We start from the raw sequence: 11,857 nt of genomic DNA on the forward strand, positions 1-11,857 counted from the left end.
TTGATGCTGAACTGATAACTAACATGACCCATTCCACAACTTCTACACCCGATGCTCAGATGGATTTGCGAGGGACTCCTTGCCCTCTCAATTTCGTGAGAACTAAATTAAAATTAGAACAAATGGCTCCGGGGTCATTGTTAGAGGTTTGGCTGGACTCTGGTGAACCCATTGAACAAGTTCCCGATAGCTTGACTATGGAAGGCTACCAGATAGAACAAATCGAAGATCGATCCGGTTTCTTTGCCATTCAAGTTCGCCGCCCACAAACTCCAGTATGAGTTTAGTTGAGCCGGATCATGTTGTTAACCAAGAGGCTCATCAGGTGATGGGGACTGTGGTTGCTGTACAGGCGAACTTCTATCAAGTGCAGTTAACACTTGCCTCTTTAAGTTTACCGGAAGCGCAGGGATTCACGGAGCCTTTTTTGCTGTGTACTCGCCGCACTCGCTTGAAAAAAATTGGTCAGAAGGTGATGGTCGGCGATCGCGTGATGATCGAAGAACCAGACTGGACAGGGGGGCGAGGGGCGATCGCAGAGGTGCTTCCTCGTCAGACTGAACTGACTCGTCCTCCAATTGCCAATGCTGACCAAATTTTACTCGTATTTGCGGTTGCAGAACCGGATCTCGATCCGCAAGCGTTGAGTCGATTTTTAGTGAAAGCCGAATCAACAGGGTTAGAAGTTTGTTTGGGTTTAAATAAGTGTGATTTAGTCACTTCCCAACAGTTGCAACATTGGCGTGAACGCTTATCAAGTTGGGGTTATCAGCCCTTTTTTATCAGTGTTTATCAAGGTGTAGAATTTATTCTAGAGCATGACAACGAAATCCAAAGGTATTCAATTTCTGATTTTAAATCAACGATTAATCATTCTTTGATTGATCAGCTTACAGACAAAATAACGGTCATTTGTGGGCCGTCTGGAGTTGGAAAATCAAGTTTAATTAACCTCCTCATTCCTGATATTGATTTGCGAGTTGGAGCGGTTTCTGGGAAATTAGGACGGGGAAGACATACCACCCGACACGTTGAATTATTTGAACTTCCCTCCAAAGGATTATTAGCCGATACTCCGGGGTTTAATCAACCGCTATTGGAATGTGAACCCCAAGAATTAGCCGATTATTTTCCCGAAGCCAGACAAAGATTAGCAACCGGAAATTGTCAATTTAGTGATTGTTTACATCGAGACGAACCCAATTGTGTTGTCAGAGAAGATTGGGAACGTTATTCATTTTATCTTGATTTTTTAGCGGAAGCAATCAAACGTCAAGAAGCACTACACCAACAACCGGATGCAGAATCGAGTTTTAAATCAAAAACAAAATCTGGTGGAAAGCAACAAGACGAACCGAAGTTAGAAAGTAAGAAATATCGCCGTTCTTCTCGACGCATTCAACATCAAACCTTACAAGATCTTTGTGAAGAAATGGAAGATATTTAATAAAAATTATTAATTGTCTAGTTATTTTTACTCAAGATATCTCGCTTCTCAGAGAAATCAAATTTTTTAGCCTGACAACCCGTGAGGTGACGCACTTCAAAAAGTAGAATATAATTGAGCTGTAGGTAGATACAGGCTAAGAAACCATCCTAATCGGAATAATTCTTGGAAGACTCAATTTCAGGATTTCCGAAGGGTTATGACTGACATTCAAAGATTGAGAAAAAAACTAATCTGTCTGTAGAAAATAACTCTTTCTATATCAGGGTTTACATTCGTATGAAATCAATCAGTAAATAGGATTTGATTAACGTTTAATTTCCCTTAAATTAGGGAAAAAGCCATTATGCTCCCTCTGAATTTATTATCAAAAGATGTTGATAAAACTTGGAATCAACAAAGCATTAGTCGTCGGTTTAAATTAGCATCTGTTACCCTGTTGGGGTTGGTGACTGGAGTAACGTTAACCAGTCTGATATCGCTTCATTTTGTACGTCAGAAAACTGAATTAGCGATGGTCAAGTGTATTGAGCTACAACAGTTAGTTTTTAAGATGAATCAAGAGTTAGAAGAAACAAACGAGCTTGAACAAGGTTTTTTTCAGGAAATTCTAACTTTAGGGGTTGAACGCGCTCGTCAAAATCATCTCAAAGATCACGACAACAATATTGCTCAGATTCAGAATATTAGTCAACAAATTAGACAGTTGATTCAGGAACAGAATTCGAGTCGAAATTTACATAAAAGTCACGATGATTTATCAACATACAATCAAGCAATTGAGCAGTATCATACTGAATTTCAGCAATCTGATCAGATAGCAGAAGAATTAGGAAATAAAAATATTGGTCTGATTACAGAAAATCAGGAAATACTTCAGCTTTTGCATAAAAACATACAATATACAGAGAATGTTGATGTTATAGACGTTTACCATGATTTAATCGCCAGCGCTCAAGCTTACTTTTTAACTCGTAAACCGATAGAACAACAAAATCTAAATCTAGTTATTAATCAATTAGAAGAATTAATTAAACAGGATATATACCTGACTGTTGATGAAACAGAACAAGCCCTAAACTATCTATCTCGCTCTGAATTATACTTCCAAAAAATTGGTTTATTAGAAAATAATATTAATCAAATTAGTGAAAAGTTTAAAAAAGAAAGTGAAGTCATTTCTAATCAATTGATCTCTCTGTCGAATGAAGAGATACAATTTGCTCATCAAGAAATTAGAAGAACCTCTCAGCAAATGACTGTTATTCTACTCAGTTCTGTCATTGCAATGGTTACTTTATCGGTTGTCATTTGGCGCTCATTTCAGTCAGCTTTAAAACAGTTAGAAGTTGAACAGGAAAAGTCTGAGCGTTTATTATTAAATATTTTACCAGAATCCATTGCTTTGCGTTTAAAAAATAAACCTGAAACTATTGCAGACAATTTTGAAGAGGTGACCGTTTTATTTGCCGATATTGCGGGTTTTACTCAGCTTTCAGCGAAGATATCACCGACAGAATTAGTCAATCTTCTCAATGAAATCTTCTCAGAATTTGATCAGATAACAACTCAGAATAACTTAGAAAAAATCAAGACAATAGGAGATGCTTATTTGGTTGTCGGGGGTTTACCCAATCCTCGTAGTGATCATGCAGAAGCGATTGCAAAATTAGCCTTAGAAATGCAAAATAAATTAATTGAATTCAATCAAAAACATGATCACAATCTTCAGCTCAGAATTGGTATTAATACCGGGCCAGTTGTTGCGGGAGTCATTGGTGCAAAAAAGTTTATTTATGACCTTTGGGGTGATACGGTGAATATAGCGAGTCGGATGGAATCTCACGGAATTATCGGAGAAATTCAAGTGACTGAAGCCACATACCAACGCTTACAAGATAAATATAAATTTGAAAAACGGGGCTTGATTAACGTTAAAGGAAAAGGAGAAATGAGTACATACTTCCTGAAAGGAATAGCATGACCAGAAACTCTTAACGAAGTATCCGGTGTTTTCACTTCCCTTTTCTAAGATCTAGGTATCGCCATTTAAACTCAACTGACCCCAACTAATTTACCCTTTCTATTCTCGGTATTCCTTCCCCATTCACCCAAACAATTTGATGAATTCCCCGACGGCGAGCATAATCTCGTAAATCGTCTACATTTTCCCGATAACCTAACTCCATTTCCACTCTGACTAATTGAGTTGATTGTCTTAATTTCTCTGCATAAGTAAAAGCCGCAGCATAGGCTTGAGGAGTTTCGGCGACAACCAACCAATCATTTGAGGGAGTTTCTTGAGGAAGTTGATTCATCCCCAATAAGACTTGATGCAAGTCTTCAATATTAAAAGAAAATCCAATTCCCGGTTGCGTTTCTCCTTGAGGATGATAAAGTCCTAAAAGTTCGTCGTAGCGTCCTCCTTGAGCTAAAACTCGCGCTCCTGAATCAGTCTTGCTCACCACCTCAAAGACAATACCCGTGTAGTAATCAAAGGTTTGAATTAAACTCAAATCCAGGACAACTTTCGGGGGAGACATCTGAGTAGAATCACAGTTTTGCAACAAGTCAATTAAAGATTTTAGATTATTCAAAGCCTGTTGTTGCTCAGAGTCTAACTCTAACTGTGCAACCTGTGAGAGAACATCTTCCGGTTGTCCCCGCAAGTCAAATAGAAATAGCGCCCGTTCTCGCAACTCCTGCGACATGGGTAACGTTTCGAGAGTGATTCGATCTAAATTAGCGATCGCCTCCCGTACAGGCTTTTGGAGCTTGGCTGGAAAAGCAGATAAAAGCGATCTCGTCAGTCCCGCTTCACCTAAGATTAAATGACAGTCACTTAATCCCACACCCTGCAAACACTCCAACAATAACAGGACAATTTCGGTATCTGCAAGCAAACCCCCTGCACCCAATAACTCAACGCCTGCTTGATAAAATTCCTGTTGACCGCCGTAGTTAGTTTTGCCCCCCTTGCGGAAAATATTAGCATTGTAATATAGGCGTTGCGGCCACCAACTAGCACCCGCCATCCGAGTCACAACGGTACGAGCGATAGAAGCGGTAAGTTCAGGTCGGAGTCCAAGTCCCTGCTCTTCGGCTTCGAGTAACTGAATAACAGTAGACCGTTGAACCGCTCCTCCCGCCATCAGAGTATCTAACCGTTCCAGGGTAGAGGTAATAATGCGATGATAGCCCCAGCGGTGAAAGACTTGCTGTAAGCGGTGTTCTATCCAGAGTTTTTGAGTAACGTCAAGCGGAAGCAGATCTCGCGCACCGAGAGGGAGTTGATGAACCATAACCTCAGTTTTAGAGTGTAGTAGATAGGAGATGTTAGCAAGGGGAAGTTCGGTGTTAGGATATCATTTTTTGGTGTTCTCTCCTTCTTATTTATTTCTTCTTGCCGCCAAATAAACCCCCAAACAAACCACTTCCAGATTTTTGTTGAGATTGTTTAACTTTAGTCGCCGTTTTTTCGAGTTGTTTTTTCGCCTCTAGCGCCTGGGGCTGCTTAGGATTAAGCTGTAACGCCCGTTTAACGTGAGGAGTGGCTAACTTGGGTTGATTTTGTCCGAGATAGGCTAAACCCAGTAAACCATGACCCCGACTATTTTCAGGTTCTTGTTTGAGTGCATCCTTGAGTTCTATAATGGCTTGAGCATAGTTTTTAATCGCCATTAACTTTTCTGCACGATTACAAGCTTGGTCAACCACAGAGTCTTTTTTCGGAGGAGTAGATGTTGCCGTTGGAGTCTCAGATTTAGGTTGAGGTGTCGGTGCAGGCGAAGGGACTGCTGAACCGCCTTTTGAGACTTTTCGCAATAAATAGACTTGATTTAATTCACTAATTTCACCGACAATATCTAAAACATTTTGAGGAGATTCAAACTGTTTTTGAGCCAGTTGTTCGAGTAAAGCTTCGTAAGTTTGTTGATAATTCGTAGCCGATAAGAGTTGTTTAGCAATTTCACTCTGGAGTTGTAGGGTACGCTGTTCTTTAACGACTCGTTCACCAATTGTGTTTAAGAGTAGTTCGTATTCTTTGCGTTCGCTTTCCTTAGAAAATCTGTTATATGCAGGACTGACTAACTTTGCTAATAATTGTTTGGCTAATTCTTTTTCCTCGGGATTTTTGAACGGACAAGTATCGGGATGTAAACGACGAGCGATCCTTGTATACCGTTTACGAATAGCAGAAAACTCTGCACTCAAGGGAACCCCTAAAATAGCATGACTATCGGTGAACCCGAGTTGAAATAGTCCCTGTTTAACTTCAAAAGACATCATACCTTGCCTTCCTTACTGATCTAGCAATATTAACTGATTTCACCGCTTCAAACCTAATATTAACCTGCTATTTCCGAGAAATCAGCACAACATCGGACTTCACGGTTTAAGCTGACTCAAAGTTCCCAAGTTTAGGGGGAATTTCAAGCTACAGCCTTTAAGAATTTGTTGTTTCTTATCGATACACCAATCAAGTTAGTGTTTTAATTTTAGACCTAACTTGCCGATTGCTCTATAAGATCCTAATCACATTTTAACTAAACTCAAGTCATTTCAGTAATATGTTATTGCTATGACCATGACGATAAGGGCGGCGTTTCCATTAACGCTTGACTTAGACTCCCGTGTAAATGACTGTTGGTGGCGAGAATACGACCAGATTTTAGGTCTAGAGGGCTGCTATCATAGGTAGTAACTTTGCCTCCGGCTTCCTCTAAGATGACAATACCCGCCGCAATATCCCAAGGAGACAGTCCCCGCTCCCAATATCCATCTATACGCCCACAAGCCACATAAGACAAGTCCAACGCCGCAGAACCGCCCCGACGCACGCCTTGAGTCAGATGAGTCAGATGACAAAATTCAGCATAATTATTATCCGATGTTTCCCGGCGATCATAAGCAAACCCAGTCACGAGTAAACTATTGGCTAAATTGTTAGTTTCGGAAACATAAATAGGTTGACGGTTGCGAGTTGCACCCAAGCCTTTAGCTGCTCGAAAAAGTTCACCCCGCCAAGGGTCAAGAACCGCTCCGACAGACGGAACACCGTCAATTAATAAAGCAATAGAAGTGGAGAAAAAAGGATATTGATGAGCAAAATTTGTTGTTCCATCTAACGGATCAATTGCCCACAGAAACGAGCTATCACGATTTCCTAATTCACCCGATTCTTCTGTGAGAATAGCATGATCCGGAGCATGACGCTTGAGAATATCGAGAACCGCAGCTTCTGAGGCTTTATCAGCTTCCGTAACTAAATCTCCTGAACGACCCTTTTCTTGGATATCTTTGAGATTTCCTAAACAAGATTGTAAGACAGCACCCCCAGCTTCAGCAGCAAGCGTGGCAATATCTAAGAACGTTTGGAGTTGATCGGGAGTTGTTTTTGTTGTGTTCATTGTTGCTCATTCTGACGGCGAAACTCAGTCGGAGTTAGACGTAACGGTTGTTCGGGGTTCCAAATTCCTTGACCCAGAATTCGGGCTTCATACTGAGCATAGAGCAAACGTTGGCTATATTTTGTATTGGGAATACGTTCGTCTGCTAGAACATAACCCTGTTTAACCAGTTGTTCATTGAGCAGTACCCCATCCAACCACACATAGGCTAACACGCGATTGTAGGGATCGCTTTGTTCACGATCAGACTCTAGTAACACTTCTTTTCCGAGAGCAATTTCTTCTAGATAACGTTGTGCCAGCAGTCCCCATGGATCTTGTTTTAAGTCCGGTGCGGCAATACCAATTAATCTTACTGCTTTTAGTGCCGGGACTACACTGCGAGGATCAATAATTTCCAGGGTTTGTCCACTGACGACTCGTTCGACTCGACTAACTACCCCCAGTGGGGGCGGTTTAGGCGTTGAACAACTGACAAGAAGGAAGCCCAAAGCGACGACTAAAATCAAAGACAACAGGGAAAAGATCTCTCTTTTTTGAGATAGTAATGTCCACTGTCGATTATTCTTCATCTAAAGGCAATCCTGCTCTGACTTTACCTTTTCCGAAATAGCGTCCAAACTGGAGTTCATAAACTTCGTCTTCGTCTTGGGTTTCTACTTCCAAGTCCGAACGGGGATAACTGACGCACAGCAAAGCATAACCTTTTTTTTGCAGTTCTGGCGAAAGTCCCATTGCTTCGGGTTGATACAGTTCACCGGAGATCACTCGCACCGCACAGGTGGTACAAGCACCATTTCGACAGGAATAGGGTAAATCAATGCCTTGATTTTCGGCACATTGAAGGATATAGCGATCTTCTGGAACTTTAGCGGTGTAGAGTTGGTTCTTCTGGCGGTTATGAATGCGGATAGTGTAATAACGGGACATAAAAGGTTTTTTGTCGCTTTCAGGATAAATAGTCGATGGCAAGATTTAGGATCTATTGTCCCCTCGTTATTATATCGGACTGATGTCAGTCTCAAAATTCTGGGTTGAAAATTTTCTGGCGATCGCCCTTGCAAAATCTATAGCTATTCTGCTAACATAGTCTTCTTGTGAGGAAATTATAAAATATTTGCCTCTGGAGAGGTGGCCGAGTGGTTGAAGGCGCAGCACTGGAAATGCTGTTATGCAGTAATGTATACGAGGGTTCGAATCCCTCCCTCTCCGTTCCCAGTAACAATAAAGTGGTTCAGCATTTCTAAAAAGGCTTCTAGAGATGCTTCACTTCGTTCAGCATGACATTCATCAGGGTTGTGTCATTGTGAGTGAAACGAAGAATCTCAATCTGTTCAGCATGACATTCATCAGGGTTGTGTCATTGTGAGTGAAACAACGAAGAATCTCAATCATCTATTAAGATGCTTCACTTCGTTCAGCATGACATTCATCAGGGTTGTGTCATTCTGAGTGAAACGAAGAATCTCAATCTGTTCAGCATGACATTTTGATTGAAACAAAAAAAAGGGAGCGGTTTAGCTCCCCAAATGACTCAGACTATAACCAGAAATCGCAAGATTTAAGCTTTTTTAGCGTTGCGCTTGGCTGCTGCGAACAGTCCACCGACAGCCATTAAACCTAACATTGTAGAGGGTTCGGGAACGGCAGCAACAGGAGGCTGACCTTCTAAAGTCCAAGTGTAGAGACCTGTATGAGAGGAAGTATCGCCAGGTGCTGCGTCTGCGGCTAAAATTCCAGTTTGGGTCGCTCCGAAGCTGTAAGCATAGTGAACTTCATCGCCGATCGTCACTTTAGCCACTTCACTAACTTGCAGGGGATTAAAACCACCAGGTTCCTCTAGATTAACACCGAGTAAATTATTAACCATACCCATTGCTGTATTCGCCAAGGATTCACCTCCCAACTCCTCAGTTAGCATAGGCATAACATAAGGTGCGTTGAGAACGTTGTAATGTCCAACCATGCTCAATTGATATTCACCCGTTACATCATCTTGAACGAAGGAGCCAATATTCGCATCTCCAGAACGAGCCAGTCCTCCTTGAATTGCACCGGCAACAGCTTGACCTATGTTAATAGAGCCTATAAGTGGAATTGAAACTGTAGCGTTATAGACGTCGGAGTAAGCGTTGCTGAAATCATTCAACCACTGTCCACCAAAGATATTCCAGTCTGCTGCGGTCACGCTTTCAACTTTAACGTTAACTCCGTTCAGCATACCGCTAAAGCCAACCCGAGACATTCCCATTTCATCATTTGCGGCTAGCTCAACATTGGTTAAAGAATCGCCATCCATTAAAGCCGAGATTGCATCAGCTTCTACTCCGTTTGTAATGGTGTTGTAGTTATAAGTTCTGTAGTCAGTACCATCAAATTTAACGTTTGTGAGGTTAGCTGCAAATGCTGGAGCTACGCTAATTGCACTCATTCCAACGATTACGGAAGCACCGACAACAAACTTGTTTAACAATCCAGACATGATTTTTTCTCCTGAGTTTTGAATGATGTAATTTGAAGGAAGTTTTTTGGTGATGATGAATCTGTTTTAACTTAGATTTTCCTCGTTTTTTTGTGATTCATATCACCATTTATTGTGAGAATTAGTGAGTTTGTTTAGAGATGACCCATAAGAGTTGGTAGGGAGAGCGACTAGCCTTAAAATAGAGATGATTGAACATCTTCCTTACTTGTTTCTTGATTTTTCCCTTTCGGTCTACAGCCATTATAAACAGACTTTTACCGAGAAAGCTATAAACTTTCCATGAATTTATTCTAGTCTTTGTGAAGCTAAATTAAATCAGTAATAACACGTAAATTTAAATTTTTAAAAGATCTACGTGAAATTACGGAGAAGTGAAAAAACAGAGAATTATTGATAATTGAATTTCGCGAATAATGCGGAAGACTTCCTGAAATTAGGTGAAAAAAACCCGATTTCTCAAAGAAACCAGGTTCCGAGGATATCCCTCACTCAGATAAAGAAGGGAGTCGTTAGCGAGTTTTCTGCAAAAATTGGGCGATTCTCTCAACTGCTTGGGTTAACATCTCGGGTGAACGAACAAGGGCGAAGCGAACATATCCTTCTCCCGATTTCCCAAAGCCAACCCCCGGAGAAGCTGCAACCCCAGTCTGTTCAACCAGTCGAGTACAGAACCCCACAGAGTCTTGAGTCCAAAGTTCCGGTAACTTCGCCCAAACATACATTGTCGCCCCAGGAGTCGGAACATTCCAGCCCATATCCCGCATCGCCCCCACAAATACATCTCGTCGCTGTCTGAAGGTATTAACAGTGTGTTGGACAAACTCCTGGGGTTCATTTAAAGCCGTAATGGCGCCGTTGAGAATCCCCTGATATTGGTTAAAATCAATCACAGCTTTGACTTTTCGCAGGGCTTGAATTAATTCTCGATTACCAATGGCGTAGGCGATCCGAAATCCTCCCATATTGTAGGACTTGGAGAAGGTAAAAAATTCGATCGAAACGGTTTTTTCCCGATCTGCTTGGAATATAGAAGGCGCGACTGCATCCTCAAACACAAAGTCACCATAGGGAAAGTCATGGACAAGAACTAAATGATGCTGCTGACAAAACGCTACTGCTTTCTCAAAAAACGATAACGGGGCGATCGCAGTTGTGGGATTATGAGGATAACTCAATACCATCATTCGGGCTTGAGTCAAAACCGCCTCGGGAATATCTTCTAAGATCGGTAAAAAGCCGTTTTCTGCTAACATCGGCATGGTGTAGACTTGACCGCCTGCTAAATATACCCCCCCAAAATGAGAAGGATAACCGGGATCTTGTAATAGTGCAAAATCACCGGGATTGAGAATGGCTAAGGGTAAATGGGCGGTTCCCTCCTGACAGCCAATGAGTTGTAAAACTTCGGTTTCTGGATCAACAGGAATATCATATTTGCGTGTGTACCACTTTGCTACAGCTTCCCGAAAGGGTTGGGTACTATGAAATAAAGCATAGCCATGAGTGGAAGGATCAGCAAGTGAGTCTCGGATGCGATCTAAAATGCGATCGGCGACGGGTAGATCAGAGGAACCGAGAGATAGATCGATGAGATCTCGCCCAACAGATAATGCTCTAGCTTTGGCGCGATCCATATCTGCAAAAACGTTAGATTGCAGCAGTTGTAAACGGTTAGAAAAGTGCATCGTGATCAGGACTGATGAGACAACAAATTAGGAGAAGGTTCAAGAGAATGGGTTTCTCTATCCTCTATAGGGTAAGGTAAAAAATTTTTCCCTTTCCTGATTTTGATTGATTGTTAATCTATAGGCAATAGTAGAAGGCAATCTTGCTCTAGTAGAATATCTTCAGCTTTATGCGTAGCGCTATATTAGCGTGTCTGAATGTCACTGAATCAAAAAGAAAGACGCGCCCTAGCACGTCTAAAAATGACTTCAAGATAGAAGATTTTAAGATTCAGTATTAGTTCTGTATGTTGTCGTTATCTTCTTCTGGTTGAGCAGGAGCAACGATAGCTTGATTATTGACAGACTGAACTCCTTTGATCTCTTTCGCTAAGGGTTCAATGCGGTCTAACTGTTCTTCTGTGGGAACCGTTCCAGATACAATGATCATTCCTTCTTCGGCTTTAATCACTAATTCACTAGCGGGTAAATTGGCTTCTAATTTACTGCGAACTTCGCTGGCAATATCATCACTATCCCGATCTTGAGCGGCTCCGCTATTAAAAGCATTATTACGCTGTTCTCTGGCTCGGATATCAGAATTAAGCTGATTTCTCCGAACTTCGCTTTGAGCGTCTTCTTGAGCGTCTTGTACTTGTTCGGCTTCGGGGATATCTGGAGTTGTTTCTACAGTATTCGGCGCGTCTGCACTGGTTTTAGCATCATCAGTACAAGCCACCGTACTTAAGAGCAAAGCGCTACCAAGCAAAAAAGAAGTTAATTTTTTCATGGTCTGTTCCAAACTAAAAGGTTGGAAATAAAGATTTAAAAATTACAAAAATTAGGGAGT

General features: G+C 41.5%; 11 protein-coding genes and 1 tRNA gene. 4 read left to right on the forward strand and 8 right to left on the reverse strand.

All coding sequences use genetic code 11. The annotated features are described in order from the left end of the window. Nucleotides 1–23 precede the first annotated feature (23 nt). From L8106_RS08800 to L8106_RS31345, 3 genes are all read left to right on the forward strand, one after another. Complete coding sequence (locus L8106_RS08800; RefSeq protein WP_009783909.1) at nt 24–281, forward strand: sulfurtransferase TusA family protein; 258 nt, start codon at nt 24–26, stop codon at nt 279–281. After that, the gene (gene rsgA / locus L8106_RS08805; protein WP_009783910.1) at nt 278–1,447 is read left to right on the forward strand and encodes a small ribosomal subunit biogenesis GTPase RsgA; all 1,170 of its coding nucleotides are present in this window, start codon (nt 278–280) and stop codon (nt 1,445–1,447) included. The genes L8106_RS08800 and rsgA overlap by 4 nt, the downstream gene beginning before the upstream one ends. Before the next feature lie 346 nt (nt 1,448–1,793). Continuing rightward, the gene (locus L8106_RS31345; RefSeq protein ID WP_009783911.1) at nt 1,794–3,431 is read left to right on the forward strand and encodes an adenylate/guanylate cyclase domain-containing protein; all 1,638 of its coding nucleotides are present in this window, start codon (nt 1,794–1,796) and stop codon (nt 3,429–3,431) included. A gap of 85 nt (nt 3,432–3,516) precedes the next feature. Here L8106_RS31345 and L8106_RS08815 read toward each other — a convergent pair whose 3' ends face one another. The 5 genes from L8106_RS08815 to L8106_RS08835 form a co-directional block, all read right to left on the reverse strand. Beyond that, a complete protein-coding gene (locus L8106_RS08815; protein WP_009783912.1) occupies nt 3,517–4,749 on the reverse strand; it encodes an ATP phosphoribosyltransferase regulatory subunit in 1,233 nt (410 codons plus the stop codon). Nucleotides 4,750–4,840: 91 nt separating this feature from the next. Beyond that, nucleotides 4,841–5,734, reverse strand: coding sequence for a DnaJ domain-containing protein (locus tag L8106_RS08820; protein WP_009783913.1), 894 nt, complete (start codon nt 5,732–5,734; stop codon nt 4,841–4,843). 293 nt (nt 5,735–6,027) lie between these two features. Then, nucleotides 6,028–6,858 carry an inositol monophosphatase family protein gene (locus L8106_RS08825; protein ID WP_009783914.1) on the reverse strand — a complete coding sequence of 277 codons (831 nt, stop codon included), beginning with the start codon at nt 6,856–6,858 and terminating at the stop codon, nt 6,028–6,030. Beyond that, entirely contained in the window at nt 6,855–7,430 is a 576-nt protein-coding gene (locus L8106_RS08830; RefSeq protein ID WP_009783915.1) for a thermonuclease family protein, read from the reverse strand. Before L8106_RS08830 ends, L8106_RS08825 begins: the two co-directional genes overlap by 4 nt. Next, nucleotides 7,420–7,788, reverse strand: a complete 369-nt coding sequence (locus L8106_RS08835; RefSeq protein ID WP_009783916.1) for a 2Fe-2S iron-sulfur cluster-binding protein — start codon at nt 7,786–7,788, stop codon at nt 7,420–7,422. The genes L8106_RS08830 and L8106_RS08835 overlap by 11 nt, the downstream gene beginning before the upstream one ends. Nucleotides 7,789–7,983: 195 nt before the next feature. Between L8106_RS08835 and L8106_RS08840 the strand changes: the two genes are divergently transcribed. Next, a tRNA-Ser gene (locus tag L8106_RS08840) sits at nt 7,984–8,070 on the forward strand. 349 nt (nt 8,071–8,419) lie between these two features. Here the strand turns inward: L8106_RS08840 and L8106_RS08845 are convergent. The 3 genes from L8106_RS08845 to L8106_RS08855 form a co-directional block, all read right to left on the reverse strand. Further along, nucleotides 8,420–9,340: an NF038130 family PEP-CTERM protein gene (locus L8106_RS08845; protein WP_009783917.1), complete on the reverse strand. Its 921-nt coding sequence runs from the start codon at nt 9,338–9,340 to the stop codon at nt 8,420–8,422. Nucleotides 9,341–9,852: 512 nt separating this feature from the next. Next, complete coding sequence (locus L8106_RS08850; RefSeq protein WP_009783918.1) at nt 9,853–11,028, reverse strand: LL-diaminopimelate aminotransferase; 1,176 nt, start codon at nt 11,026–11,028, stop codon at nt 9,853–9,855. Between the two features lie 277 nt (nt 11,029–11,305). Continuing rightward, nucleotides 11,306–11,797, reverse strand: coding sequence for a BON domain-containing protein (locus tag L8106_RS08855; protein ID WP_009783919.1), 492 nt, complete (start codon nt 11,795–11,797; stop codon nt 11,306–11,308). Nucleotides 11,798–11,857 lie beyond the last annotated feature (60 nt).

The organism is Lyngbya sp. PCC 8106, assembly GCF_000169095.1.
In the GTDB taxonomy this organism is placed as follows: Bacteria; Cyanobacteriota; Cyanobacteriia; order Cyanobacteriales; family Microcoleaceae; genus Capilliphycus.

Excerpts from the sequence above, each read along its gene's own strand:
- L8106_RS08820 (WP_009783913.1), bottom strand. The coding sequence starts at position 5,734 with ATGTCTTTTGAAGTTAAACAGGGACTATTTCAACTCGGGTTCACCGAT.
- L8106_RS08830 (WP_009783915.1), bottom strand. The coding sequence starts at position 7,430 with ATGAAGAATAATCGACAGTGGACATTACTATCTCAAAAAAGAGAGATC.
- L8106_RS08845 (WP_009783917.1), bottom strand. The coding sequence starts at position 9,340 with ATGTCTGGATTGTTAAACAAGTTTGTTGTCGGTGCTTCCGTAATCGTT.
- L8106_RS31345 (WP_009783911.1), top strand. The coding sequence starts at position 1,794 with ATGCTCCCTCTGAATTTATTATCAAAAGATGTTGATAAAACTTGGAAT.
- L8106_RS08850 (WP_009783918.1), bottom strand. The coding sequence starts at position 11,028 with ATGCACTTTTCTAACCGTTTACAACTGCTGCAATCTAACGTTTTTGCA.
- L8106_RS08815 (WP_009783912.1), bottom strand. The coding sequence starts at position 4,749 with ATGGTTCATCAACTCCCTCTCGGTGCGCGAGATCTGCTTCCGCTTGAC.
- L8106_RS08800 (WP_009783909.1), top strand. The coding sequence starts at position 24 with ATGACCCATTCCACAACTTCTACACCCGATGCTCAGATGGATTTGCGA.
- rsgA (WP_009783910.1), top strand. The coding sequence starts at position 278 with ATGAGTTTAGTTGAGCCGGATCATGTTGTTAACCAAGAGGCTCATCAG.
- L8106_RS08835 (WP_009783916.1), bottom strand. The coding sequence starts at position 7,788 with ATGTCCCGTTATTACACTATCCGCATTCATAACCGCCAGAAGAACCAA.
- L8106_RS08855 (WP_009783919.1), bottom strand. The coding sequence starts at position 11,797 with ATGAAAAAATTAACTTCTTTTTTGCTTGGTAGCGCTTTGCTCTTAAGT.
- L8106_RS08825 (WP_009783914.1), bottom strand. The coding sequence starts at position 6,858 with ATGAACACAACAAAAACAACTCCCGATCAACTCCAAACGTTCTTAGAT.